The 26,217-nt window shown below is 60.9% G+C and carries 24 protein-coding genes; 14 read left to right on the top strand and 10 right to left on the bottom strand.

The window, feature by feature from the left end; translation table 11 throughout:
- Window positions 1–185: 185 nt before the first annotated feature.
- The 3 genes from LIX93_RS16670 to LIX93_RS16660 all read left to right on the top strand — a co-directional run bounded on the left by LIX93_RS16670 (window position 186) and on the right by LIX93_RS16660 (window position 3,785).
- On the top strand, window positions 186–1,811 hold the full coding sequence (locus LIX93_RS16670) for a methyl-accepting chemotaxis protein (protein WP_226505334.1): 1,626 nt from the start codon (window positions 186–188) through the stop codon (window positions 1,809–1,811).
- 129 nt (window positions 1,812–1,940) lie between these two features.
- Entirely contained in the window at window positions 1,941–2,843 is a 903-nt protein-coding gene (locus tag LIX93_RS16665; protein ID WP_226505151.1) for an alpha/beta fold hydrolase, read from the top strand.
- A gap of 69 nt (window positions 2,844–2,912) precedes the next feature.
- The gene (locus tag LIX93_RS16660) at window positions 2,913–3,785 is read left to right on the top strand and encodes a formate/nitrite transporter family protein (protein ID WP_226505150.1); all 873 of its coding nucleotides are present in this window, start codon (window positions 2,913–2,915) and stop codon (window positions 3,783–3,785) included.
- Window positions 3,786–3,800: 15 nt separating this feature from the next.
- On the opposite strand, the gene LIX93_RS16655 is transcribed toward LIX93_RS16660, so the two are convergent.
- Window positions 3,801–4,319: a GNAT family N-acetyltransferase gene (locus LIX93_RS16655; RefSeq protein WP_226505149.1), complete on the bottom strand. Its 519-nt coding sequence runs from the start codon at window positions 4,317–4,319 to the stop codon at window positions 3,801–3,803.
- A gap of 310 nt (window positions 4,320–4,629) precedes the next feature.
- Between LIX93_RS16655 and LIX93_RS16650 the strand changes: the two genes are divergently transcribed.
- Window positions 4,630–5,031, top strand: a complete 402-nt coding sequence (locus LIX93_RS16650) for a heme-binding protein (protein ID WP_226505148.1) — start codon at window positions 4,630–4,632, stop codon at window positions 5,029–5,031.
- Between the two features lie 65 nt (window positions 5,032–5,096).
- On the opposite strand, the gene LIX93_RS16645 is transcribed toward LIX93_RS16650, so the two are convergent.
- Both LIX93_RS16645 and cysK read right to left on the bottom strand, forming a co-directional pair.
- Entirely contained in the window at window positions 5,097–6,035 is a 939-nt protein-coding gene (locus LIX93_RS16645) for an aspartyl/asparaginyl beta-hydroxylase domain-containing protein (RefSeq protein ID WP_226505147.1), read from the bottom strand.
- A gap of 194 nt (window positions 6,036–6,229) precedes the next feature.
- Window positions 6,230–7,204 carry a cysteine synthase A gene (cysK, locus tag LIX93_RS16640; protein ID WP_226505146.1) on the bottom strand — a complete coding sequence of 325 codons (975 nt, stop codon included), beginning with the start codon at window positions 7,202–7,204 and terminating at the stop codon, window positions 6,230–6,232.
- A 124-nt stretch (window positions 7,205–7,328) separates the two neighbouring features.
- Here cysK and LIX93_RS16635 point away from each other — a divergent pair, with 124 nt between their 5' ends.
- From LIX93_RS16635 to LIX93_RS16625, 3 genes are all read left to right on the top strand, one after another.
- Window positions 7,329–8,408 (top strand): DUF748 domain-containing protein, encoded by a 1,080-nt coding sequence (locus tag LIX93_RS16635; protein WP_226505145.1) that lies wholly within the window; start codon window positions 7,329–7,331, stop codon window positions 8,406–8,408.
- 128 nt (window positions 8,409–8,536) lie between these two features.
- A complete protein-coding gene (locus LIX93_RS16630; RefSeq protein ID WP_226505144.1) occupies window positions 8,537–9,382 on the top strand; it encodes a MoxR family ATPase in 846 nt (281 codons plus the stop codon).
- Between the two features lie 30 nt (window positions 9,383–9,412).
- Window positions 9,413–10,591, top strand: coding sequence for a VWA domain-containing protein (locus LIX93_RS16625; RefSeq protein WP_226505143.1), 1,179 nt, complete (start codon window positions 9,413–9,415; stop codon window positions 10,589–10,591).
- A gap of 27 nt (window positions 10,592–10,618) precedes the next feature.
- On the opposite strand, the gene LIX93_RS16620 is transcribed toward LIX93_RS16625, so the two are convergent.
- The 3 genes from LIX93_RS16620 to LIX93_RS16610 are packed head-to-tail and all read right to left on the bottom strand — an operon-like array spanning window position 10,619 to window position 12,450.
- Window positions 10,619–11,149 (bottom strand): DUF2937 family protein, encoded by a 531-nt coding sequence (locus LIX93_RS16620; RefSeq protein ID WP_226505142.1) that lies wholly within the window; start codon window positions 11,147–11,149, stop codon window positions 10,619–10,621.
- 10 nt (window positions 11,150–11,159) lie between these two features.
- A complete protein-coding gene (locus LIX93_RS16615; protein ID WP_226505141.1) occupies window positions 11,160–11,945 on the bottom strand; it encodes a class II glutamine amidotransferase in 786 nt (261 codons plus the stop codon).
- A gap of 22 nt (window positions 11,946–11,967) precedes the next feature.
- A complete protein-coding gene (locus tag LIX93_RS16610) occupies window positions 11,968–12,450 on the bottom strand; it encodes an MFS transporter (protein WP_226505140.1) in 483 nt (160 codons plus the stop codon).
- 243 nt (window positions 12,451–12,693) lie between these two features.
- Between LIX93_RS16610 and LIX93_RS16605 the strand changes: the two genes are divergently transcribed.
- On the top strand, window positions 12,694–14,742 hold the full coding sequence (locus tag LIX93_RS16605) for a S9 family peptidase (RefSeq protein WP_226505139.1): 2,049 nt from the start codon (window positions 12,694–12,696) through the stop codon (window positions 14,740–14,742).
- 69 nt (window positions 14,743–14,811) lie between these two features.
- Window positions 14,812–15,276, top strand: coding sequence for a cyclic nucleotide-binding domain-containing protein (locus LIX93_RS16600; RefSeq protein ID WP_226505138.1), 465 nt, complete (start codon window positions 14,812–14,814; stop codon window positions 15,274–15,276).
- A gap of 41 nt (window positions 15,277–15,317) precedes the next feature.
- Here LIX93_RS16600 and LIX93_RS16595 read toward each other — a convergent pair whose 3' ends face one another.
- Entirely contained in the window at window positions 15,318–15,611 is a 294-nt protein-coding gene (locus tag LIX93_RS16595; RefSeq protein WP_226505137.1) for a hypothetical protein, read from the bottom strand.
- A 163-nt stretch (window positions 15,612–15,774) separates the two neighbouring features.
- The gene (locus tag LIX93_RS16590) at window positions 15,775–16,668 is read right to left on the bottom strand and encodes a LysR family transcriptional regulator (RefSeq protein ID WP_226505333.1); all 894 of its coding nucleotides are present in this window, start codon (window positions 16,666–16,668) and stop codon (window positions 15,775–15,777) included.
- A 228-nt stretch (window positions 16,669–16,896) separates the two neighbouring features.
- On the opposite strand from LIX93_RS16590, the gene speB reads away from it, so the two are divergent.
- The 5 genes from speB (at window position 16,897) to LIX93_RS16565 (ending at window position 24,258) form a co-directional block, all read left to right on the top strand.
- Window positions 16,897–17,847 carry an agmatinase gene (speB, locus tag LIX93_RS16585; RefSeq protein WP_226505136.1) on the top strand — a complete coding sequence of 317 codons (951 nt, stop codon included), beginning with the start codon at window positions 16,897–16,899 and terminating at the stop codon, window positions 17,845–17,847.
- Window positions 17,848–18,028: 181 nt separating this feature from the next.
- A complete protein-coding gene (locus LIX93_RS16580) occupies window positions 18,029–19,537 on the top strand; it encodes a cytosine permease (RefSeq protein WP_226505135.1) in 1,509 nt (502 codons plus the stop codon).
- 355 nt (window positions 19,538–19,892) lie between these two features.
- Window positions 19,893–21,236, top strand: coding sequence for a lytic polysaccharide monooxygenase (locus LIX93_RS16575; RefSeq protein WP_226505134.1), 1,344 nt, complete (start codon window positions 19,893–19,895; stop codon window positions 21,234–21,236).
- A gap of 416 nt (window positions 21,237–21,652) precedes the next feature.
- Entirely contained in the window at window positions 21,653–22,966 is a 1,314-nt protein-coding gene (locus LIX93_RS16570) for an MFS transporter (protein ID WP_226505332.1), read from the top strand.
- A 17-nt stretch (window positions 22,967–22,983) separates the two neighbouring features.
- A complete protein-coding gene (locus LIX93_RS16565) occupies window positions 22,984–24,258 on the top strand; it encodes a glucarate dehydratase family protein (RefSeq protein WP_226505133.1) in 1,275 nt (424 codons plus the stop codon).
- 142 nt (window positions 24,259–24,400) lie between these two features.
- On the opposite strand, the gene LIX93_RS29595 is transcribed toward LIX93_RS16565, so the two are convergent.
- Together LIX93_RS29595 and LIX93_RS16560 are read right to left on the bottom strand one after the other, a co-directional pair.
- A complete protein-coding gene (locus LIX93_RS29595; RefSeq protein WP_260524817.1) occupies window positions 24,401–24,526 on the bottom strand; it encodes a PA1414 family protein in 126 nt (41 codons plus the stop codon).
- A 220-nt stretch (window positions 24,527–24,746) separates the two neighbouring features.
- The gene (locus LIX93_RS16560; RefSeq protein WP_226505132.1) at window positions 24,747–26,084 is read right to left on the bottom strand and encodes a DEAD/DEAH box helicase; all 1,338 of its coding nucleotides are present in this window, start codon (window positions 26,082–26,084) and stop codon (window positions 24,747–24,749) included.
- Window positions 26,085–26,217 lie beyond the last annotated feature (133 nt).

Raw genomic sequence — 26,217 nt, 5'->3', positions numbered from 1 at the left:
CACGTTGCTCACCCCAATCTTGCAGGCCGTCTAAAAGCACCGCTCGCACCGGAAAAAAGCGTATTCAATGCGTTGACGTCAATCGAGTGTCATAAAGCCATCATCTTGTTTTGTTACAACACCATGAACAGTTGATTACTCAGGTTCGTGCCGTGAAAGCTTTGATCACTCGATTGCGTCGTCCCCTGCTGCGCCGCCTGGCCATCGGCCCGCGTCTGCTGGCCGGGTTCATCCTGACCGCTTTGCTGATGGGCGCGCTGGGCGGCTTTTGCCTGTTGGAAATGCAGAAGATCCGCCATCAGGGCGAATTGATCGAACGCGGGCCGCTGTCCAGCATCGCCCAGGCCGATGCCATCGCCATCGACCTAGTCAAACTGCGGCTGGAAGCGGCGCTGCTGCTGGCTTACGCCCACGATCCGGGCGAAACGGTGAACCGCAAGATCAACGTCGAGCAACTGGCCAACGAGGTCAATCAGGGCTTCAAGGACTACCTGGCCAATGTGCCTGCCGGCACCGAGCACGACTCGATCATGCTGCTGCAGGACGCCTATCAGCAGTTCCTCGCCCCGCTCAAGGACGCCATCGGCCTGATCGAGCAGAACCGTACCAGCGAGGCCAATGCCATGGCCAACGGAGCCTTGGGCAATCAGGGCGCGATGATGGACATGCAGGTGCAATTGCTGCGCGAGCTGAACAAGCAGGCCACCGCCGATGCGTTGGCCGCCTCGGCCCAGACCGATGCGCAGTCGCGGCTGGTGATCCCCATTGCGATTGCCGTAGCGCTGCTGATCACCCTGCTGCTGGCCTGGCGCCTGAGCGTCAGCATCATTCGGCCGTTGCGTCAGGCCCTGCAGGTCGCCCACACCGTGGCCGCTGGCGACCTCAGCCAAGCGGTGCACGCCGAAGGCCGGGACGAGGCCGCACAGCTGTTGCAGATGCTCGGCCACATGCGCGACCAGTTGCATGGGGTGATCAGCCAGATCGGCGGTGCAGTGACGCGCTTGAATGCCGCGACGCACGAGATGGGCGCCATCATGCAAGGCAACGCCGAGGGCATGCAGCAGCAGTACAACGAGATCGAGCAGGCCGCTACGGCAGTCACGCAAATGAGCCAGGCGGTGGAAGAGGTGGCCGGCAACGCGGTCTCGACGTCCACTGACTCACGCGCCTCCAGTACGGCGGTGCGCCAGGGCCAGACGCAACTGGACCAGACCATGGCCGACATCGGCGAACTCACCGACCAAGTCGAGCAGGCCGCCGCCCGCGCCCAGGATCTAGCCGCGCAAACGGCCGGCATCAACAAGGTGCTGGATGTAATCCGCAATGTCGCCGAGCAGACCAACCTGCTGGCCCTCAACGCCGCCATCGAAGCGGCCCGTGCCGGGGAAGTGGGCCGAGGTTTCGCGGTGGTCGCTGACGAAGTACGCGCCCTGGCTCACCGCACCGGCGCCTCGACCCGAGAGATCGAGCAGATGATGGACGGTATTCATCAGGGCACCGGCCTGGCCGTGCAGGCCTTGGCCGCCAGTGCGAGCCAGGCGGGGCGAACCCGAGAACGGGCGCAGGCGGCCAAGGATGTGCTGGGCAGTATTGCCCAGGCGGTGGCGACCATCGATGAGCGCAATCAGGTGATCGCCAGTGCGGCCGAACAGCAGGCCCAGGTGGCGCGCGAGGTGGATCGCAATCTGGTGCGGATTCGCGATCTGTCGCTGCAGAGTGCTACCGGCGCGGCGCAGACCAGCGCTGCGAGTCAGGAGCTGGGGGAGCTGGCAGTGGAGCTCAATGGCATGCTGGGGCGGTTTTCGTTGTAAACCTATACCGCGCGTCAGGCGGCGTAGAGGCCAGCCCCGACACTGACATGTCGAGACTTGAACCAGCCCTTGCCGCTCCCGAATTTTTTCGCCATCTTGGAAGCCATCCCCCCGTACCAGGCCCGCGCCATGCCCACACCTGCCGCCCCCATCAAACGCCGTCGCTGGCTGCCTTGGCTGTTGTTGGCGCTGTTCATCGGCGTCGGCCTGCCTTACGGTTGCTCGCAGCTGGTCCACAAGGAGCGGGAGCTGATCTTCAGTATCGAGCCGGGCAATGCCGGGTGGTTCACCGGCATACCCGCCGGCATGCAGGAACTCGACATCCCGATCGACAAGACCCTCAGCAGCAACCAGTACCTGCACGCCTGGTGGTGGCCGGCACGCGGCAGTAACGCGCCGACCCTATTGTACTTGCACGGCATGCGCTGGAACCTGACCGCCCAATTGGGCCGCATCACCGCCCTGCACAACATGGGCTTCGCGGTGCTGGCCATCGACTACCGCGGCTTTGGCCAGAGCCCCGGCGACCTGCCTTCCGAGCGCAGCGTCTATCAGGATGCCCAGGCCGCCTGGAAACGCTTGGTACAACTGCAACCCGATGCCGGCAAACGCATGATCTACGGCCATTCGCTGGGGGGCGCGATCGCCATCGACCTGGCCGAACAGATCGACAAGGACGACCTGCCCAAGGCCTCGGGATTGATTATCGAATCGACCTTCACCGACATGGGCGCCGCCGCCCAGGCGGTGATCAAGACTTCGCTGCCGGTGCGCTGGATCCTGTCGGAGAAATTCGATTCCATCGACAAGATCGCCGACGTCGGCATTCCGGTACTGATCGTGCACGGCACTGAAGATCAATACATCCCGCCGCGTTTGAGCGAAGAACTGTTCGAGGCCGCCATGGCGCCCAAGAAGCTGCTGCTGATCCCAGGCGGCACCCATAACAACAGCATGATCGTCGGTAACCGACAGTATGCTGAAGCGATTCGCCAGCTGTTCAAGGTCAATGCGGATATAGGCGCCGGCTGACGCAACTAACTCGCCACTGCCAGAGTCTGTGCTAGAACCCCGAATGACTTCAGCGTTCAAGGATTCAGCATGGACTCCAGGCCACAACCCGATACCTCCCCCGAGCCTCACAAGGACGGCGAAACGCCCGGTTTGTCCAAGGACGAGAAAAAGGAAGCCAACGAACAGCAGCCTGCCCGGGCGGCGGTGCTGCACGAGATCATCCGCAGCCAGGGTGATCATGAGCTGGAACGCAGTTTCGCGGCGTTGTTCTGGTCCGCGCTGGCGGCGGGGCTGACCATGGGCCTGTCGCTCATGGCCATGGGTTTGCTCAATTCGCGGCTGCCGGACGCTGAAGGCTTCAAGGTCATCGCCAGCTTCGGCTATTGCGCGGGCTTCCTGGCGGTGATCCTCGCGCGCCAGCAGTTATTTACCGAAAACACCCTGACCGCCGTGCTGCCGGTGATGACCAAACCGACGCTGAACAACTTCGGCCGCCTGTTACGGCTATGGGGCGTGGTACTGGTGGGCAATCTGATGGGCACTCTGCTGGTGTCCTACGTGATGCTGCACCTGCCGATCTTCGATAGCAAAACCGATCAAGCCTTCCTTGAAATCGGCCGCAAGGTCATGGAGAACGCGCCTTGGCCGATGTTCGCGAAGGGCATCATCTCGGGTTGGATGATCGCCACGCTGGTGTGGATCATCCCTTCGGTCAAGGATGGCAAGATCTGGCTGATCGTGATGGTGACTTACCTGATGGCGCTGGGAGACTTCACCCACATCGTGGTGGGCTCGGCAGAGGTGTCGTATCTGGTCTGGGCCGGTGAACTGAGCTGGGGCGAATTCTGGGCGCACTTCGCCGGGCCGACCCTGGCGGGCAACATCATCGGCGGCAGTTTCATCTTCGCCCTGATCAGCCACGCCCAGGTGCGCAGCGACAGCGCGCCGCAAGGGGCCTGAAATACAGCCCACCGCTCAGCGGCCGCACAGTTCCAGGCGTCGCTGCAGCACGTTGAACGATACCGGCTCTTCGCGCGCCGGGCTGGCCGCGAGGGTCATGCACCAGTAGTCCGCTTCGCAGTGCACGTCGATGCTCTGGTGCACGCCGATCGGGGCGAACCCCAAGCGCTTGTGCAAATCGGCACTGTCACTGTCATGCACCGACACCGCAGCGTAAATCGCCATGAAGCCTTGCTCACCCAAGTGCCGAATCAGGCTGTTATACAACGCAGCGGCTACGTCGGGATCCTGCCCCGGGACCTCGACGCGAGCATCCACTGACCAGCGCAGCGCCATCAGTGAGCGGTGCGCAGCGCCATAGGCATAACCCAACACGCGGCCTGCCTGCTCTGCCACCAGAAAGGGGTACAGCTTGAGGGTGTGTTGTATCAGCTCGGCAAGCTCGCGCCGTGAAACATCAGGCGGGCCAGCTTGCAGGGCGAGCAGCGCGGCGGCGTCCTCAAGGGTGGCCGTGCGCACATGCAGATCAATCATACAGTCGAGCTTCCAGTGGTATTTCCCAGGTGCGAAATATCCCTCGCATCACAGCTCCTGAAGACATCCATCCGAATTGTGTCTTTTTTTTACCAATTCATTCAAGTGTGTTTGACGCCATTTTCATGACACAGATCAATACATGGAACACTCAGCCTTGCTAAATCCCCGCCATTGGACTGAAAGCCCATAGGGCAGGCGACTTACACCTATGGGAATATTTTCGTACGGTTCGATCAACGGATCGACACTGGACAGCCCGCGCGCAAAAAGCCAATGATGGCCGTTTCCCTAGATGGAGCCTCTTCCCATGCAGAGTAAATTGATTCTCGGCCATACCGAAGTCACCCGCATCCTCGCTGCCGCCCGCGCGGAGGCGCAGCAACATCAGTGGGCAGTGACTATCGCAGTGGTCGACGATGGTGGCCATCTGTTGGGCCTGGAGCGCCTGGATGGCGCGGCTGCGAGCACAGCGTACATCGCCACCGAAAAAGCACGGACCTCGGCCTTGGGGCGCAGCGAGTCGAGCAAGTACGAAAAGATGGTCAACGAAGGGCGCACCTCGTTCCTGTCCAACCCGGTGCTCACTAGCCTCGAAGGCGCGGTGCCCGTGATCGTCGGCGGTCAGGTCATCGGTGCGGTGGGAGTGTCGGGCGTGGCGTCCAAGGATGACGTGCAGGTAGCGCGGGCGGGTGCGGCAATCCTCGCCTGAATCACGCCGCCCCCTCCCCCCTTTTGGGAGCGGGCTTGCGCGTTGCCACTAGGGTATGGGCGGTGTCAGCCGAACAACCAGTAGCCCACAGCCGTAAATACCACCACCGCCAGCACTGGCCGCAACACGCGGTAGGCCTTGGGATTGCGGCGCTTGAAGGCCTTGACCTTGGCGCTGAAGCCATTACTGAAGCGCTTGCTGAAGGCATAGGCTTGGTTGATACCGCCCACGCGTTCGTCGTCGGTGTTCTGTGGTGCAGTAGCGCGACCGAGAAAGTCGCTCACGGCCTTGTTCACACGTCCCATGATACGGTTGGACAGCGGCCGCTCGATGTCACAGAACAGAATCACTCGGGTCACGTCAGTCTCGTTCTTGACCCAATGCACATAGGTCTCATCGAACATCACGTCCTCGCCGTCGCGCCAGGCATATTCCTTGCCGTCGACGAAAATGCGGCAGGCATCGGAGTTGGGCGTCGACAGGCCGAGGTGATAGCGCAGCGAGCCGGCAAACGGGTCGCGGTGCGGGTTGAGGTGACTGCCGCCTGGCAGCAAGGCGAACATCGCGCCCTTGACGTTGGGGATGCTGTTGACCAGCGCCACGGTCTTGGGGCACAGCGCCTCTGCGGATGGCAGGGCCTTGTCGTACCACTTCAGGTAGAAGCGCTTCCAGCCCTTCTTGAAGAACGAGCCGAATCCGGCATCGTTGTCCTTGGCGGCGGCGCGAATATAGCCTTCGTCGAACAGGTGCATGGCCTCTTCGCGGATGGTTTCCCAGTTGTTCTTGAGCACATCGAGTTCGGGGAACTTGCTGCGGTCCAGATATGGCGTGGAAGGTACGCTGGAAAACAGGTACATCAGGGCGTTATAAGGCGCGAACAATGCCGAATGATTGACGAACTGGCGCAACACCGGCAGCCGCGCCTTGCCGCGCAAATGCACGTACAGGATGCTGCCGACGAAAATCAGCAGCACCAGTAGCTTGGCGGCGAGAGAAAGGGTCATGCGTGGACTCCACGAAAAGGCAGTCCACCATGATAAACCCGATTGCAGCGGGGGAACACCTGTGGCGACGGGGTGGGTGATTTGGGTCAATGGAGCAGCCTGTGCCGGCCCCTTCGCGAGCCCGCTTCGCTCCCACAGCGCGAGCATTGTCGGAGCAAGGCTTGCCCGCGAAGGGGCCAACCCTGCCTACATCACTACTGCTGCAACTCAGCCTCGGTAAACAAATCACTGAACAGCATGCTCGACAGATACCGCTCACCCGAATCCGGCAGAATCACCACGATGGTCTTGCCTTGCATCTCCGGCTTCTCCGCCAGGCGTACCGCCGCCGCCATGGCCGCGCCGCAGGAAATGCCGCAGAGAATGCCCTCCTCCTGCATCAAGCGCAGGGCCATGGCCTTGGCCTCGTCGTCGCTCACTAGCTCGACACGGTCCACGATCGACAGGTCGAGGTTTTTCGGCACGAAACCGGCGCCGATGCCCTGGATCTTGTGCGGGCTCGGCTTGATTTCTTCGCCCGCCAGCGCCTGGGTGATCACCGGCGAACCGATCGGCTCCACGGCCACCGAGAGAATCGACTTCTTCTGCGTGTGCTTGATGTAGCGCGAGATGCCCGTGATGGTCCCACCGGTGCCGACCCCCGCCACCAGCACATCCACGGCGCCGTCGGTATCGTTCCAGATTTCCGGGCCCGTGGTCTTCTCGTGAATGGCCGGGTTGGCCGGGTTCTCGAACTGCTGCGGCATGAAGTATTTGTCAGGGTCGCTGGCCAGCAACTCGGCGGCCTTGTCGATCGCGCCCTTCATGCCCTTGGCCGGCTCGGTGAGCACCAGCTCGGCTCCCAGCGCCTTGAGCACTTTGCGCCGCTCGACGCTCATCGACGCCGGCATGGTCAGCAACAGCTTGTAGCCCCGCGCAGCAGCCACGAAGGCCAGGCCGATACCGGTGTTGCCGGAGGTAGGCTCGACGATGGTCATGCCGGGCTTGAGCCGACCTTTGCTTTCGGCGTCCCAGATCATGTTGGCGCCAATCCGGCACTTGACCGAATAACCGGGGTTGCGCCCCTCGATCTTGGCCAGGATGGTCACGCCCCGCGGGGCGATGCGGTTGATCTGCACCAACGGCGTATTGCCGATGGAATGCGCGTTGTCGGCGAAAATGCGGCTCATGGGACGGGTCCTTATGCATCAGCGTCAAAACTCAAGGGTATGCCTGCCACGCGAACGAGTCCAGTCGCGGCGAACCGATAGCGTGCCCCGCAGTCAACCGTCCATATCTCACGAGAACCTGGTCATGAAACGTCGCTACAGCTGGCCCATGTGGACCCTTGTCGGTCTGGTGTTGATCCTGGCCGTGGTGCATATCGCCCTGCCCTACGTGGTGCGCAACTACCTCAATGACAAGCTGGCGAGCATGGGCGACTACCATGGCCATGTCGATGACGTCGACCTGGCGCTGTGGCGCGGCGCCTACCGGATCAACGGCCTGCAGATCACCAAGGTCGATGGCAAGGTGCCCGTGCCGCTGCTGGACGCACCGTTGATCGATCTGTCGGTGAGCTGGCATTCGCTGTGGTACGACCATGCCGTGGTGGCCGAGATGGAGTTTGTGCGTCCGACGCTCAACTTCGTCGACGGCGGCACCAACAAGCAAGCCTCGCAGACCGGTAGCGGCACCGACTGGCGCGCACAACTGGGCAAGCTGTTGCCGATTACCCTCAACGAGGTGCGCATCGACGACGGCAAGATCAGCTTCCGTAACTTCACCTCCAAGCCACCGGTCGATCTGCAGGCCACCCAGGTCAATGCCAGCGTCTATAACCTGACCAACGTGGTGGATGTACAAGGCAAACGTGACGCGCGCTTCACGGCCAAGGCCCAGCTGTTCGGCCAGGCGCCGGTGGAAACCACAGCGACCTTCGATCCGCTGAGCAACTTCGAGGACTTCGAATTTCGCTTGCGCGCCACAGGCATCGAACTGCGCAGGCTCAATGACTTCTCCAGCGCCTATGGCAAGTTCGACTTCAATGCGGGCACCGGCGATATCGTCATCGAGGCCGATGCCAAGAAGGCTCAGCTGAGCGGCTATATCAAACCGCTGCTGCACAACGTCGATGTGTTCAATTGGCAGCAGGATGTCGAGAACAAGGACAAGGGCATTTTCCGTTCCATCTGGGAAGCCATTGTCGGCGGCTCGCAGACGCTGCTGAAAAACCAGAACAAAAACCAGTTCGCCACCCGAGTGGACCTCAGCGGTAATGTGCACCGCCAGGATATCAGCGCCTTGGAGGCGTTCTGGGAGATCCTGCGCAATGGGTTCGTGCAAGCGTTCAATGCCCGATATGAACAAGCGCCGCCAAGTGCTGATAAATAGCAGGTAGCAACGTCAAACCTGTGGGAGCGAGCTCGCGCGTGCGGCCACATAGACGGTGTCGCGTTCCCATGATTTAGCCCCCGCGTTATAGTCGGGAATATTCATTCAACAAGACCGGAGTTGCACCGATGAAATTCGAAGGCACAGCCGCTTATGTCGCCACTGACGACCTGAAACTGGCGGTCAACGCAGCCATCACTCTGCAACGGCCTTTGCTGGTCAAGGGCGAACCCGGCACCGGCAAGACCATGCTGGCCGAGCAACTGGCCGAATCCTTCGGCGCACGGCTGATCACCTGGCACATCAAATCGACCACCAAGGCCCATCAGGGCCTCTACGAATACGATGCCGTCAGCCGCCTACGCGACTCGCAACTGGGCGTCGACAAAGTCCACGATGTGCGCAATTACCTGAAGAAGGGCAAGTTATGGGAAGCCTTCGAATCCGAAGACCGGGTCATCCTCTTGATCGATGAAATCGACAAGGCCGACATCGAGTTCCCCAACGACCTGCTACAAGAACTCGACAAGATGGAGTTCTACGTTTACGAGATCGACGAGACCATCAAGGCCAAGCAGCGGCCGATCATCATTATTACCTCCAATAACGAGAAAGAACTGCCGGACGCCTTTCTGCGCCGGTGCTTCTTCCATTACATCGCCTTCCCCGATCGCATCACACTGCAGAAAATCGTCGACGTGCATTACCCGAACATCAAGAAGGAACTGGTCAGCGAGGCGCTGGACGTGTTCTTCGATGTACGCAAGGTGCCGGGCCTGAAGAAAAAGCCCTCCACCTCGGAATTGGTCGACTGGCTCAAACTGTTGATGGCCGACAACATCGGCGAAGCGGTCCTGCGCGAGCGCGATCCCACCAAGGCCATCCCGCCCCTGGCAGGCGCCTTGGTGAAGAACGAACAGGACGTGCAGTTGCTCGAGCGCCTCGCGTTCATGAGCCGTCGCGGCAACCGCTGACTTTCGATTTTCTGCCAAAGGGCGACGGCCATGCTGCTCAACCTCTTCAATGAAATGCGCGCCGCCAAGGTGCCGGTGTCGGTGCGCGAGTTGCTCGACTTGATCAACGCTCTCCAACAGCGAGTGATCTTTGCCGACATGGATGAGTTCTACTATTTGTCGCGGGCGATTCTGGTCAAGGACGAGCGCCATTTCGACAAGTTCGACCGGGCGTTTTCGGCATACTTCAATGGCCTGCAAAATCTCGATCAACACCTCGAGGCACTGATTCCGGAAGACTGGCTGCGCAAGGAGTTCGAGCGCTCGCTGACACCCGAGGAGCGCGCCGAGATTCAATCCCTCGGCGGCCTCGACCAGTTGATCGACGCCTTCAAGCAGCGCCTTGAAGAACAGAAAGAACGCCACGCCGGTGGCAACAAATGGATTGGCACCGGCGGCACTAGTCCGTTCGGTTCGGGGGGCTACAACCCCGAAGGTATCCGCGTTGGCGATGCCGGCAAGCGCCAGGGCAAGGCGGTGAAAGTCTGGGATCAACGCGAGTACAAGAACCTCGACGATCAAGTCGAACTCGGCACTCGCAACATCAAGGTCGCCTTGAGGCGCTTGCGCAAATTCGCTCGCCAAGGCGCGGCCGATGAGTTGGACATCGATGGCACCATCGACCACACCGCTCGCGATGCCGGCCTGCTGAATATCCAGATGCGACCGGAACGACGCAACTCGGTAAAGTTATTGCTGCTGTTCGATATCGGCGGCTCGATGGATGCCCATGTAAAGGTGTGCGAAGAGTTGTTCTCGGCTTGCAAGACCGAGTTCAAGCATCTGGAGTATTTCTACTTCCACAACTTCATCTATGAATCGGTCTGGAAGAACAATCTGCGGCGCACCTCCGAGCGCACCTCCACCCAGGACCTGCTGCACAAATACGGCGCCGATTACAAAGTTATCTTCGTCAGCGATGCGGCCATGGCGCCCTATGAAGTCACTCAGCCAGGCGGCAGCGTCGAGCACTGGAACGAGGAAGCCGGGTATGTGTGGATGCAGCGTTTCAGGGAGAAATTCAAGAAGTTGATCTGGATCAACCCATATCCGAAGGACACTTGGGGCTATACCGCCTCGACGCAGATCATCCGGGAGTTGGTCGAGGACCAGATGTATCCCCTGACCTTGCGCGGCCTGGAGGAAGGGATGCGTTATTTGGCCAAATAACGCAGCCCCTGTGGGAGCGGGTCAGGCTCAGCGCCAGCTCTCGTGCTTGCTGATCTTGCCCCGATGCCGCCCACCGGCAAACGCCCAGTCCAGCAGAACGATAAACCCTTCGATCAGCCACGCCAGCAGGAACGCGCAGGCCATCCCCCAGGCGATGGCCTCGGGCGCCAGCAGCACTTGGTAGCTGTAGCCATTGGCGGTCTCGTCAAGAATCGCCGGATCGGCGGCGGTGATCACGTGCCAGGCTCTCTGATACCAGGGGCCCTGCAGCGCCATCCACTCGGCATCCAGCGCGGCCTGACGACTGGCCAAGGTGCCAATGCTGGTAGCGTCGCTGCGGAAAACCGGGTCTTCGCTGCTGCGATAATGCTCGACCAGCGCCTGCAGATTACCGTTGAAGAACTGGTTGGCCGTGTCATTGAAACCTTTGAGGCTCTGCTGCGCCTCGTTCAGATGCGCCTCGACCCGATGGCTGTAATCGTTGATGAAACCGGGCACCTGCACGCCCACCAGCAGGCCGAAGGTAAACAGAATCAAGCGCGCGTAACTTCGCAGCATGGGAGCTTCCCTATTCGATAACCGCTGTCTGGCCATGGTCTGTGCATTCACCACCGCGCCACAGGCGCCATTCGCCCGAGGCGTAGCGATGCCAGATCTCGTCTTCGGTCAGTGGCTCGGTGGCGATCACCGTGACCACATCGTTGGGCGTGGTCTCGGCCTGAAAATCGACGATCATGTCCACATCTTTGAGGCGCGCCGGGCCGAAAGGTGCCCGCCGGGTGATGTGCACCAACTTGCTGGAACAGAAACTGAACAGCCCATCGCCGTCGCTCAGCAGACAGTTGAAAACGCCCTGGCTGCGGTACTCGGTACAGGCTTTGACCAGCACCGGCAGCAGCGCTTGGAGGCTGACCGGCTCGGCAAATTCACTGCGGATGCGGTTGAGCAGATCGCAAAACGCTGCCTCGCTGTCGGTATCGCCCACCGGCCGATAAAAGCCGACTGCCGGGTTGAAGTCGGCCAACTGGCCGTTGTGGGCGAAACACCAGTTGCGCCCCCACATCTCGCGCACAAACGGGTGAGTGTTGGCCAGGCACACCTTGCCGACATTGGCCTGGCGGATGTGGCCGATTACCACTTCGCTCTTGATCGGGTAACGTTGCACCAGTTGTGCGACTTGCGATTCACTACTGGCGGTCGGATCCTGAAACAGCCGCAGGCCGCGGCCTTCGTAAAAGCCGATGCCCCAGCCATCGCGGTGCGGCCCGGTGCGGCCGCCGCGCTGCATAAGCCCGGTAAAGCTGAAAACGATGTCGGTCGGAACGTTGGCACTCATGCCCAGCAATTCGCACATGTGCGGGTTCTCGCAATCAGCGTTAGAGGCGCGGTTCTACACGATAACCGGTATTGGCCGCAGCGGGACGGCGCTCGCCGCGTGCCTCGAATCGTTCCTGGGCCTCTTCCTCGGCCTTGATTTCGGCGGCGCGACGCTCGGCGGCGACCGCCTGCTCGGCCTTGCGTCGGCGCGAGGCACTGACGATCGGCCAGCGAATCAGCACGAAGATCAGGTACAGGCCAAAGGCGAACATGCCATACATGGCCAGGTCGGACGCGGCCTGCAGGATGTTGTTACCTGCCTTGACCAGCAGATCGAGGGCCGTGATGGCGATGGCCGGCGCGTAAAGCTCCTTGAGCGGATCGACGATGGTCGGCGTGGCCAGCAGCACCAGTGCCAGCACGCGCAGCGGCTCGCGTAGATAGCGCCACATCCAGCGGGTCAGGCGAAACCAGACCAACAAGCAGCCGACAGCGGCGATAGCGTAGATGCCCCAGGCGAGGAAATAATCGTGCTCGGTCATGGTGTCCGTGGTAAGGCTGGCAAAGAGACGCTTATGATAACGGCTTTATGGAAGCAAAGCTTCCCCGAGAGCGTCGTGGTGCTGCTGATGGCCTCTTCGCGAGCAAGCTTTGCTTGCACAGTGCAATGAGGTCCCGCACCGTACAGGTGTCGGAGCAAGGCTTGCCCGCGAAGAGGCCCGTATGAACGCCATCATTGCAAGCCCATCCCAGGCGCTCGACTTTCAGATAATTCAGGAATCCTCATGGCCTCTACACCCCCCCTGCCTCCCATCGCCCGTCGCGCCGCGGGTGACGATCCCTATGCCTGGCTGCAAGAGCGCGATACCGATGCCGTGCTCGACTACCTCAAGGCCGAAAACGCCTATCAGGAAGCGCAACTGGCCGATCAAGCCGAATTGCGCGAGCAGCTGTTCGAAGAAATCAAAGGCCGGATCCGCGAAACCGATCTGTCGCTCGCCTCGCCCTGGGGCCCTTGGCTGTACTACACCCGCACCACCGCCGGCGATGAATACGCTCGCCACTACCGCTGCCCGCGCCCGGCCGATGACTCGCCGACCGTCGACGAACAGCACGAGCAGTTGCTGCTCGACCCCAACGTGCTGGCCGAAGGCGGCTTCCTCTCGCTGGGCGCCTTCAGCATCAGCCCGGACCAACAGCGCCTGGCCTACAGCCTCGATACCAACGGCGAGGAAACCTATCGCCTGTACATCAAGGAGCTGAGCAGCGGCGCGATCACCGAGCTGCCATTCGAGCAATGTGATGGCAGCATGACCTGGGCCAACGACAGCCAGACCCTGTTTTTCGGCGAACTGGATGATACCCACCGCCCCTGGAAGCTGTATCGCCATCGCCTGGGCAGCGACATCGCCGAGCCGGTGTTCGAGGAAACCGACGGGCGCTTCTTCCTGCACTGCTACCGCGCCAGCTCCGAGCGCCAGTTGATCCTGCTGCTCAACAGCAAGACCACCAGTGAAGCATGGGTGCTGGACGCCGAGACACCGCTGGGCGATTTCACCTGCCTGGCGCCGCGGGTCGAGGATCACGAGTACTACCCCGACCACGGCCAGCTCGAAGGCCAGTGGACCTGGTTTATCCGCAGCAACCAGGCCGGCATCAACTTCGCCCTCTACCAGGCAGCGGACACCGGCCAGGTGCCGGGCCGCGAACAGTGGCAAACCCTGATCGAACACCGTCAGGACAGCATGCTCGAAGGCGTCACCCTCAATGCCCGGGCCTATAGCCTCAGCCTGCGCGAAGGTGGCTTGCCGATTATCGAGGTGCACCCGCAGGGCGCCGCCGCATATCGCGTGCAACTGCCGGATGCGGCCTACAGCCTGTATATCTCCGACAGCCTGGAATTCGACAACCCCCGCATCCGCCTGCGCTACGAGGCCCTCAATCGCCCCGCTCAGGTGCGCCAGCTCAGCCTCGCCGACGGCGCCCAAGTGGTGCTCAAGGAAACCCCGGTGCTCGGCCCGTTCAACGCCGACGATTACCTGAGCCAGCGGCTGTGGGCGACCGCAGCCGATGGTACTCAAGTGCCGATCAGCCTGGTGCAGCGCCGCGATACCGTGGGCACCGCTACGCCGCTGTACCTCTATGGCTATGGCGCCTACGGCGAGAGCCTCGATCCGTGGTTCTCCCATGCTCGCTTGAGCCTGCTGGAGCGCGGCGTCGCCTTCGCCATCGCCCACGTACGCGGTGGCGGCGAGCTAGGCGAAGCGTGGTACCGCGCCGGCAAGCAGGAACACAAGGCCAACACCTTCAGCGACTTCATCGCCTGCGCCGAGCACCTGATCGAGCAGCAACTGACCAGCCCCGCCCAGTTGGTGATCAGCGGAGGCAGTGCCGGTGGCCTGCTGATCGGTGCGGTGCTCAATCAACGCCCTGAACTGTTCCGGGCAGCGATTGCCGAAGTACCGTTCGTCGACGTGCTCAACACCATGCTCGACCCGGACCTGCCGCTGACGGTCACCGAATATGACGAATGGGGAAATCCACAAGAAGCTGACGTCTATGCGCGCATCAAGAGCTACGCTCCTTATGAGAACGTCAGCGCCCAGGCGTATCCGGCCATGCTGGTGATCGCCGGTTACAACGACAGCCGCGTGCAGTATTGGGAAGCGGCCAAGTGGGTCGCCAAGTTGCGCGCCACCCGCACCGATGATCACTTACTGCTGCTCAAGACCGAGCTCGGTGCCGGGCACGGCGGCATGAGCGGGCGCTATCAGGGCCTGCGAGATGTGGCACTGGAGTATGGATTCGTGTTCAAGGTGCTCGAGCTGGTATAAATTCCTACTACCCTGCGGGCGATTCGGCGTTCGCCCCGGGGTTTTCACCCATAGCAAAGACCTGATGCCATGCCTGATCCGACCTACCTGAACAACGAAATTCGCGACATGCTGATGGACTGCGGCATGTTCGTGCAGATTCATCCTGACGACCTGAAGGTAGCCTCGGGCTATTTCAGCATCGTCGACGTCGCCAAGGATCAAGCGATCTTTCGCGAAGGCGATGCCGGCACCTTCATGTGCATCATTCACTACGGCCAGGTGTCGATCCAGAAGACCGACAGCGAAGGCAAGCAAGTGGAAGTGGCGACCTTGCGCAAAGGCCGCGCATTCGGCGAGATGGCGGTGCTCGATGGCGAACGGCGTTCGGCCAGCTGTATCGCCGCGCAGGACTGCAAGCTGTTGAACCTGGGCAAGGACTCGCTGGAAAAAATGCTCAACGATGTGCCCAAGGTGGGCGCAAAGATCATCCGCGTGTTGGCGGTGTCGATGTCCAAGCGCTTGCGCATGGCGGATGGGCAGCGGGTGTCGTGATCCGGGAAATGCGCTGACCGAGCAGGCCAGTACTGACGGCATCAGCCCCCAGGTGGCTTGCTCTTGTTGGCATCCTCCCCGGTATCCGGGGTACTGGCGGCTTCGCGGGCAGGTGGCGTCGGCACTTGTATCGGTGGCAATGCTGGCTGGCTGTCAGTGAGCGGGCTGCCAGTCAACACTGCCTGTGTCGAGACCTGCGGATAAGGGGTTGCGGCCGCCGCGGTCGGGCTCTGCGGCACAGGCAGCACCGGCCCTTCAGGCGCTTCTACAGCGTGGGCCTGAGCCAGGGTGAAACAGGCGAAGGTCGCAATGACCAGAATAAAACCAGACCTCATGTAACACTCCAGCACCATGCCGATCACAAGGCTACTCCCTGTCGGGGCAAATTGCGCTTGTCGCGGCGACACTTTCATTCAAAACCAAGCAAATCACTGGAGCGTGAGCACCTGTGGGAGCGAGCTCTGCTCGCGAAAGGGCCAACGGTGTCGATACACATCGTCAGACCTGAATGAGCTGAGTCTTGAGCAGATCACGGAATGTCTGAATCAAGGGCTCGCGGCTGCGGCCACGGCGCAGTATCAAGGTAAAGGGTGCCTGGTAGCCGAAGGTCGCTGGCGACAGCACGCGCAAATCGCCTTTATCGACCCAGGGCTGGGCGTAGTGCTCCGGCAAGTAGCCGACATAGGCGCCGGAGAGCACCAGAATCAGCTGCGCCTCCATGCTGTCGACCGTCGCCGCGCTGTGCTTGAAACCATGACGCGCCAGCTCCGCCTGGCTCCAGTAACCGCGCCCGACCATGCGTTGCTGGGTGATCACCTGTGGTGGAATGCGCCGCTCGCTGAACAGCGGATGACGGCTGCTGCAGTACAACCAATGCTGTTCGCGATACAGCGGCTGATAGACCAGCCCGCTCATGCGCGTCGAAAACGCGCCAATGGCCAGGTCGAGGCGATTGTCCTGCACCGCCAGCTGCAATTCATAGGGGCTGAGTACCGACAGGTGCAAGTGCACCGCCGGATGCTCCTGACTATAGGCACCGATGGCTTCAGCCAGCGGCAAGGAGTGATCGTTGACGGTGGAATCGATCACACCCAGATTGAGCGTACCGCGCAATTCGCCCTTGAGCGCCGCGGCGTATTGCTCGAAGCCTTCCATTTCAGCCAACAGGCGCAGGGTTTCCTGGTGGAACAGCTCGCCTTTGCTGGTCAGGCTGAACCCCCCGCGGCCGCGGTGGCAAAGGACGATCCCCAGCGCGGTTTCCAGTTGGCTCATGTAGGTGCTGATCGCCGAGGTCGACAGGTTCAGCTCCTGCTGGGCGGTGGCGAACCCCTGATGGCGCACGACGCTGACGAAAATTCGCAGCAGCTTCAGATCCGGCAGCGCGTTACCCATCATAACCCCTCTAGCAAGGGGGCTCGCCCCCGATAACGGTGAGTCAGCCACGATAATGGCGCTGACACGATGGAAGGAGCGAACTCCCTCGGGGCGGAGTTTACTTCAGAAAATCCTGAACTAAGTATTTCTCGACAGCGATTCTTCCCTTTCCCCGCAATGCCCAGACTCCGGCGATGCGTGCCCGTTCCTGAACGGGCCTCAAGCTTGAGATGGGAGATATCAGCCGTGGAAAAAATCTATCACCAACCCCTGGGTGGCAACGAAATGCCGCGCTTTGGCGGTATCGCTACCATGCTGCGCCTGCCGCACTTGCAGAGCGCCGCAGGTCTGGATGCAGCCTTTGTCGGCATTCCACTGGACATCGGCACCTCGCTGCGCCCCGGCACCCGCTTCGGGCCGCGCGAGATTCGCGCCGAATCGGTGATGATCCGTCCCTACAACATGGCCACCGGCGCCGCGCCTTTCGATTCGCTGTCAGTGGCCGACATCGGCGACGTCGCGATCAACACGTTCAATCTTCTCGACTCGGTACGGATCATCGAAGAAGCCTACGACGAAATCCTCGAACATAATGTGATCCCCTTGACCATGGGTGGCGACCACACCATCACCCTGCCGATCCTGCGGGCCATTCACAAGAAGCACGGCAAGGTCGGACTGGTGCATATCGATGCCCATGCCGACGTCAACGATCATATGTTCGGCGAAAAGATCGCCCACGGCACCACCTTCCGCCGCGCCGTCGAGGAAGGCTTGCTGGATTGCGATCGCGTGGTCCAGATCGGCCTGCGTGCCCAGGGCTATACCGCCGAGGATTTCAACTGGAGCCGCAAGCAGGGTTTCCGCGTGGTCCAGGCCGAGGAGTGCTGGCACCAGTCGCTCAAACCGCTGATGGAAGAAGTGCGCGCCAAGGTCGGTGACGGCCCGGTGTACCTGAGTTTCGATATCGACGGCATCGACCCGGCTTGGGCGCCGGGCACCGGGACCCCGGAAATCGGCGGCCTGACCACCATTCAGGGCATCGAGATCATCCGCGGTTGCCAGGGCCTGGATCTGGTCGGCTGCGACCTGGTGGAAGTGTCGCCGCCCTACGACACCACCGGCAATACCTCCTTGCTGGGTGCCAACCTGCTGTACGAAATGCTCTGCGTGCTGCCAGGGGTCGTGCACCGCTGATGCATCGGTTTCGGTCTTGAAATCGCTTTTGCGGGCAAGCATTGCTCCCACAGTGGTACGTCGTACACCTGTGGGAGCATAGCTTGCTCGCGAAGAGGCCGGCCCATTCACCACAGACCTAATAAAAAACGCCCCACCCAAAAAACACTGCCACCAATCCACCGCATGCTCGGAGCTGATCATGCACGACAATAAAAATGCGCAGCGCATCAATGAAATCGAAACCAACGGCGTCGAACAGATTCCGGACCATCAACGTACCGCCACCCCGCTGGACCTGTTCCGACTGATATTCGGCGGCGCCAACACCTTTTCCACCGCCGTGCTGGGCAGTTTCCCGGTGTTGTTCGGGCTGTCGTTCCAGGCCGGGCTGGCGGCGATCCTGTTAGGCACGCTGGTAGGCGCAGTCATTCTGGCGCCCATGGGCCTGTTCGGCCCTATCAACGGCACTAACAACGCGGTGTCCTCGGGGGCGCATTTCGGCGTGCACGGGCGCATCGTCGGCTCGTTTCTGTCGCTGTTGACCGCCATCGCGTTCTTCTCGCTGTCGGTGTGGAGTTCGGGGGATGCCTTGGTCGGCGGCGCCAAGCGCTTGGTCGGGCTGCCTGAGAATGATCTGTCACTGGCGCTGACTTACGGCCTGTTCGCCCTGCTGGTGCTGACCGTGTGCATCTATGGCTTTCGCTTCATGCTGTGGGTCAACAAGGTGGCGGTATGGACGGCCAGCGCGCTGTTCCTGCTGGGCATCGTGGCGTTCGCCCCCAGCTTCGACGTCAACTTCGCCGGCAGTCTCGCCCACGGCCAGGCAGGTTTCTGGGCGGCGTTCATCGGCGCCTCTCTGGTGGCCATGAGCAACCCGATCTCCTTCGGCGCCTTCCTGGGTGACTGGTCGCGCTATATCCCGCGCACCACGGCCAAGAGCCGCATCTTGGGTGCGGTGATCCTGGCGCAACTGGCGACTTTGCTGCCCTCGGTATTCGGCCTCGCGACCGCGACCATCGTCGCGGCGCAGGCGCCGGACTACATCACCAACAACAACTATGTGGGTGGCTTGCTGGCGGTATCGCCGACCTGGTTCTTCCTGCCTGTGTGCCTGCTGGCGGTGATCGGCGGCATGTCCACCGGCACCACGGCGCTGTATGGCACGGGCCTGGACATGTCCAGCGTGTTCCCGCGAGTGCTGTCGCGGGTCAAGGCGACGCTGCTAATTGGGGCGATGTCGATTGCGTTCATCTTTATCGGCCGCTTCGCCGCCAACCTGGTGCAGAGCGTATCGACCTTCGTGGTGCTGATCATTACCTGCACCACACCGTGGATGGTGATCATGCTCATCGGGCTGTTGGTGCGCCGCGGCTGGTACTGCCCGCAGGACCTGCAAGTGTTCACGCGCGGCGAGACCGGTGGCCGTTATTGGTTCAACCATGGCTGGAACTGGCGCGGGCTGGGGGCTTGGATCCCGAGCGCGCTGGTGGGCTTGTGCTTCGTCAACTTGCCGGGGCAATTCGTCGGGCCGCTGGGCAATCTGGCGGATGGCATCGATATCAGCTTGCTGGTAACCCTGGGGCTGGCGGCGCTGCTGTATGGCCTGTTGCTGAAGCTGTTTCCGGAACCTGCCGCAGTCTATGGGCCGGGGCATACCGTTGCCCAAGCGCCACACGGTGCAGGCCTGAAGTCAACGCCCTCCCTGTAGCCCAAGGGCATTTCGCGCCGCGTGCGCGATAGCCCGGCGTGCGCGATAGCGATCTTTGGAAGGCTATCGCGACCTGCCCCTTTCTACGCCCATCCCTATCTTAATCTTGAATATTTTAGTTGATCAAAACAACATTACGAAAAAACCGTTACACGATGAAATTAAAGTTTTAAAACATTGAAACACCAATATTTATTTACATCATAATATTTATCCTCCCGCCTTGCCCTCTCTACCTCCTCTGCTAGTCTGCCACTTGCCGGCAACTTTAAGTCTTCCTCTGCACTATTACGCAGTGCGTTTATTTGTCCGCATCCTGTCCATTTATTTATTCGCAAGAGTGGAGTTGATCTCAATGTCTGGTAAAAATATTTCTCCGCGCCACGGACGCGTAACCTTGCCTGAGTCCCGAGCCGTCTTCGCACGGCAAAAAGGCCTGTTGGTCGACGACTCGATCCCCAATTCGCTGGAGGCCGGTAAGTTCTTCCCCCGCTATGAGAGCGGACTGGAGGACGCCATCGGTACAGAAGACTCGGTCAACGGCACGCCCCCCGCTGATGGCAAGATTGCCAGTGCGGGCTATGCAGCTGCCGCCATACTCGACGAACCGCGCCCAGACTGGCAAAAGCACGAGGTACGTTCTGGGGAGAAACTCACCGTATCCTGGTCATACCACGCCATTCACACCACCCGACGGTGGAACTACTTCCTCACCAAGCCCGGCTGGGACTCCTCGCAACCGCTCAAGCGCGCACATTTCGAGGAGTCGCCTTTCTATAAGGTGGAATACGCCCTTGACCCGCACTGGGCTCATACGGTGGCACTGACACCGCCCGACCCGACGGTGCACGAGGTACTGCTGCCCAGACGCGAGGGCTATCACGTGCTGCTGGCGGTATGGGAAGTCGCCAATACTGGCGCAGCCTTCTACCAGGTCATCGACCTGCAGTTTGCGGGCACGAGCGAAGGTCAGGCGCCCACTGCCCCACAAGGGCTGACTGCCAGCAATGTATCAAAATCGACCATCGGCTTGAGTTGGCTGGCCTCCACGGCGAGCAGCGGTAGCCAGATTGAAAAATACACCCTCTATCGCGATGGAGTGGGTCATGTCGTGGTAAATGATCAGACCGAACTGCAATATCTAGATACGCAACTGCAAGCAAACACTGAATACACTTACTTCATATCAGCGACCGACAACCTGGGACGCGAGTCACTTCCCAGCAGTATATTGACGGTCAGGACCTGGAGCGCCGAGGGTGATACTCCACCACCGACAGCGCCGGCGAACTTGCACGCAATGGCAAAAACCGAAACTTCCGTAAGTCTTATGTGGACGGGCTCGACCAGCAGTAAAGGCATATTGTATCTGGTGTATCGTAATGGCGAAGAAGTTGCGCGCTTGCCTCAGCGCACGCTGGAGTTCACTGACCACGGCCTGGCACCTGGCACTGCTTATCGTTATGTAGTGAAGGCGATCGACACACTCGGGCAGTACTCACCCGCCAGCAACGAATTGAACGTCAGCACTGAGGGCACTCCAGGAGCGCCAGAGTGGATCGAGGCTGGCGAGCTCTACGAGGTGGACGATCGCGTGACTTATCTGGGCAACGTGTACAAATGCACCCAGAGACACACCTCCAATATCGGCTGGAAGCCGACCGAGGCAATTACGTTATGGACGCAGGTAGCCTCCTGAGCCCTTATGGCGATGAATAGCCTCCGTACGTGATCTAGCGATCCACTGCTCTTTTCGCGGCAGAGCGCGCGTTGCTGATGGCATACCCTGGGGCTTGCCAATCGGCGCACGGGCTTTGGCGACGAATCGCCCTCTTTGCATCAGTCCATACCTCCCGCCACAAGTGCAAAAAGCCATTGCGGCGCCACTCCCACAGTTGTACGATGACAGACAAATCAGGCTAGTCTCCGCCACATAAAAACAAACGAGCCCAGGTGTCACCATGTCCTACGCCCAACCCGCACGTCCGCTGCAAACGCCCCTCCTCCCGCACGTTATCCGCTATCCCTGACTCACCCATACGCTGACCCGCACTCAAAAAACAACCGCGTGGGAGATGTAATGTGAAGACTCCGTCTGCAGTGTCCGGCACCCCGATGAGCGAAACGCTCAAGTCGGCGGTGGCGAAAGTAAAGATGCACGTATTACCCCTGTTCGTGATCATGTTCATCGTCAACTATATCGACCGCGTCAACGTCGGCTTCGTGCGCACGCACATGGAAACCGACCTCGGCATCGGCGCGGCCGCCTATGGCTTGGGCGCCGGATTGTTCTTCGTCGGCTACGCGATTTTTGAAGTACCTTCCAACCTGCTGCTGCAACGCTTCGGCGCCCGCGCCTGGCTGGCGCGCATCATGCTGACCTGGGGCGTGGTGGCCATGGCCATGGCGTTCGTCAAGGGCGAGACCAGCTTCTACGTGCTGCGCTTCTTGCTCGGCGCAGCGGAAGCGGGCTTCTTCCCAGGCATCATTTACTACTTCACCCAGTGGCTGCCTTCGAGCGAACGCGGCAAAGCCATGGCGATCTTCCTCAGCGGCTCGGCCATCGCCTCGGTGATCTCCGGGCCTGTCACCGGCGCCCTGCTCAGCGTCTCCGGTCTGGGCCTGCACGGCTGGCAGTGGATGTTCATCATCGAGGGCGGCTTCTCGGTGGTGCTGTGCTTTTTCGTCTACGCCCTGCTGGATTCGCATATCAGCGAAGCCAAGTACCTGAGTGAACCCGAAAAAACCGCACTGATCGACTGCATCGAAGAAGAACAACGCCTCAAGGACGCCGAATACACTGTGCGTCCGTCGCTGATGCGCTTGCTGGCGGACCGGCAGATCGCGCTGTTCTGCTTTATCTACTTCTCCGTTGCCCTGACCATTTATGGCGCCACCTTCTGGCTGCCTAGCATGATCAAGAAGATGGGCAACATGGGCGACTTCGAAGTCGGCCTGTTCAACTCGATTCCGTGGATCATCTCGATCATTGCCATGTACGGTTTTGCCGCCCTGGCTGCGAAGTTCAAGTTTCAGCAGGCCTGGGTCTCGACCTGCCTGGTGATCGCGGCGATCGGCATGTTCGCTTCCACCTACGGCGGCCCGGTGTTCGCCTTCGTGGCCATCTGCTTTGCGGCAATCGGCTTCAAGGCGGCATCGGCGCTGTTCTGGCCGATTCCACAGGGCTACCTGGATGCTCGCGTGGCAGCGGCGGTGATTGCGCTGATCAACTCGCTGGGCAACCTCGGCGGTTTCGTTGCGCCGACCGTGTTCGGCTTTCTGGAAGAGAAAACCGGGTCGATCCAGGGTGGCCTGTATGGCCTGGCCGCGACCTCGTTGCTGGCCGCCATCGTGATCTTCTTCGCGCGCACCAAACCCAAGGGTGACAAGGCCGGCTCGCAGCCGGCCGGCCCGGCCATGGTTCACTAAGTCTTAGGAGCTGACTCTTGAAAATCAAACGCGTAACCGTCACCCCGATTGCCTTCCGTGACCCGCCGTTGCTCAATGCCAGCGGCATCCACGAGCCCTATGCACTGCGCTCGATCATCGAAATCGAAAGCGACAACGGCTACATTGGCCTCGGTGAAAGCTACGGCGATGCGCCGGCACTGGCGATCCAGGAAGCCCTCAAAGGCGAACTGATCGGCCTGGATCCGTTCAACCTCAACCACCTGCGCGAAGTGGTCAAAAGCGTGGTGGCCAAGCATCGGCCCGCCAGCCTGGCCGGTGCCGAACTGGCCCCGGGTTCCCACGCCAGCAAGGCGGTGAGCAACGCCTATTCGGCCTTCGAAGTGGCGTTCCTCGATCTGCAAGCACGTTCGCTGAACCTGCCGCTGGTGGACCTGCTCGGTGGCCGCTGCCGTGACGAAGTGCCCTTCAGTGCCTACCTGTTCTTCAAGTACGCCCAGCATATCGACTCACCCTACGCGCCGGATTCCTGGGGTGAAGCCCTGAGCGAAGCGCAGATCGTCGCCCAGGCCAAGCGCATGATCGACGAGAACGGCTTCCAGAGCATCAAGCTCAAGGCCGGCGCGCTGGACCCGGAACACGAAGTGGCGTGCATCAAGGCGTTGAAAAAAGCCTTCCCCAACTGCCCGCTGCGCATCGACCCCAATGGCAACTGGTCGCTGGAAACCGCCATCCGCATGGCCGAGCTGCTGGGCGACGACCTGCAGTACTACGAAGACCCGACCCCGGGCCTGGACGGCATGTCCGAGCTGCACAAGCGCACCGGTCTGCCGCTGGCGACCAACATGGTGGTCACCGACTTCGACGAGTTCCGCCGCAGCGTGGAATTGAACAGTGTGCAGATCGTGCTGGCCGACCACCATTACTGGGGCGGCCTGCGCGACACGGTGGCGTTGGCGAAGATGTGCGACGTATGGGGCCTGGGCGTGTCGATGCACTCCAACTCGCACCTGGCGATCAGCCTGATGGCCATGGCTCACGTGGCGGCGGCGACGCCGAATCTGGATTACGCCTGCGATACCCACTACCCGTGGCAGGAACCGGACGAGGAAGTGATCAAGGGCGGCAAGCTGAAGATCGTCAACGGCGCCGTGCAGATCAACAAGACCCCTGGGTTGGGCCTGGAGCTGGATTACGATCAGTTGGGCAAGCTGCACGAGCAATTCTTGAGCTGCGGGATTCGCAGCCGGGATGATGTGAAGCAGATGCGCAAGTACAAACCTGACTGGACGCAGGTCAAGCCTCGGTTTTGATCAGCGTAAGGGCTTGCTGGTGAAGGCATCCTGCGGGCCTCTTCGCGAGCAAGCTTTGCTCCCACTGTGTGCTCCGCTTGTGAGCGCACACCTCTGGGAGCAAGGCTATACCGCGAAAGAGCCGTGCGGACTTTGGATATATTCAGCGGCGGCGTGGCGGCTGACGGCGCTTGTCTTCGGTGGGAATAGGCACGGGTTGCAAAGGTGGAGGCACCAGGCCGAGTGCGACGGCGAGGTCATGGAGCCAGTTGTACAGTGGATTTCTCATACAGCCCCCCTTCAGGGTGATACTGAGCGGCAGAACTGCTGCGCTTCAAACTGATGATAGTCCGATGTCCATAGCAGCGCTTGCCTTAAATCACCAAATATCGCCACATTTCATTTCAGAACCCGTAGCGAGCAGGCTAGCCACCAAAAGGGAAGCCAGCACTATCCAGATGGCTGATCAGCCTAATCGGGGGCAAGCCCCCTCGCTACGGGGCCTCGCATTACTCGGCCGCAGCCTCTGGCTTGCGGCGCTTGAGCGGCGCCATGCCATCACCGCTCACCAACGGGTCGGCTTTCGGACGATTGACCGTCTTGCGCTTGGTCGGGCCCTTGGCGGCAGTCTTCTTGTCGGCTTTCTTGCCGTCGACCTTCTTCTTTTTCACGCCGACGGCCTTGCCTGATGCCTTGACCTTTTTCGGGCCGCTATAGGTGCCTTTGACCTCTTTGATCACTCGGCGCTCGAAGCTCTGCTTGAGGTAGCGCTCGATGCTCGACATCAGATTCCAATCGCCATGGCAGATCAACGACACAGCCAGGCCTTCGTTGCCAGCCCGGCCCGTACGGCCGATACGGTGCACGTAGTCGTCACCACTGCGGGGCATGTCGAAGTTGATCACCAGGTCGAGGCCTTCGACATCCAGGCCACGGGCCGCGACATCGGTGGCCACCAGGATCTTCACGCCGCCCTGCTTGAGGCGGTCGATCGCCAGCTTGCGGTCCTTCTGATCTTTTTCGCCATGCAAGACGAACGTCTTGTATTCCTGCGCCACCAGACGGCCGTAGATACGGTCGGCCATGGCCCGGGTATTGGTAAAGATGATCGCCTTCTGGTAGGTCTCGTTGGCCAGCAGCCAGTTGAGGATCTGTTCCTTGTGCACGTTGTGGTCGGCAGTTACGATCTGTTGACGAGTGCCCGAGGCCAGCTCGCTGACGTTGTTGATCAGCAGGTGCTCAGGGTCCTTGAGCACCTTGCCGATCATGTCGCGCAGGCCGGCACCGCCGGTGGTGGCGGAGAACAGCAGGGTCTGCTGGCGATTGACGGCTTCGTCGCACAGGCGCTGGACGTCTTCAGAGAAGCCCATGTCGAGCATGCGGTCGGCTTCGTCGAGGACCATCACCTCGACCTTTTTCAGGTCCAGGTTACCGGCGTTGAGTTGCTCCAGCAGGCGGCCCGGGGTACCGATCAGGATGTCCGGGACCTTGCGCAGCATGGCGGCCTGGACCTTGAAGTCCTCACCGCCGGTGATCAGGCCGGCCTTGATAAAGGTGAACTGCGAAAAGCGCTCGACTTCCTTGAGGGTCTGCTGCGCCAGTTCGCGCGTCGGCAACAGGATCAGCACACGGATATCGACGCGTACCTGGGCCGGCCCCATCAGGCGATTGAGCAATGGCAGCACAAACGCTGCCGTCTTGCCGCTGCCGGTCTGGGCGGTTACCCGCAGGTCCTTGCCTTGCAGCGCGAGCGGAATGGCCGCGACCTGCACTGGCGTAGGCTCGACAAATTTCAGTTCGGCCACGGCTTTGAGCAGGCGTTCGTGCAGGGCAAATTGGGAAAACACGGGTGTTACCTCGGCGCAGTTCGGAAATTCAACGGCATAGCGTAACGGTTTCCACGCCAAAGGCCGAATTTCTTTACTCGCCAAGGCTAAATCTCCGACTTGGCTACCGATTGGAGGCGGTGCTCGCACCGCC

This window comes from Pseudomonas sp. MWU16-30317, assembly GCF_020515695.1.
Taxonomy (GTDB): Bacteria; Pseudomonadota; Gammaproteobacteria; order Pseudomonadales; family Pseudomonadaceae; genus Aquipseudomonas.
Note: the sequence above shows the minus strand (reverse complement) of the source record. Positions and strands in the feature narration are given on the sequence as shown.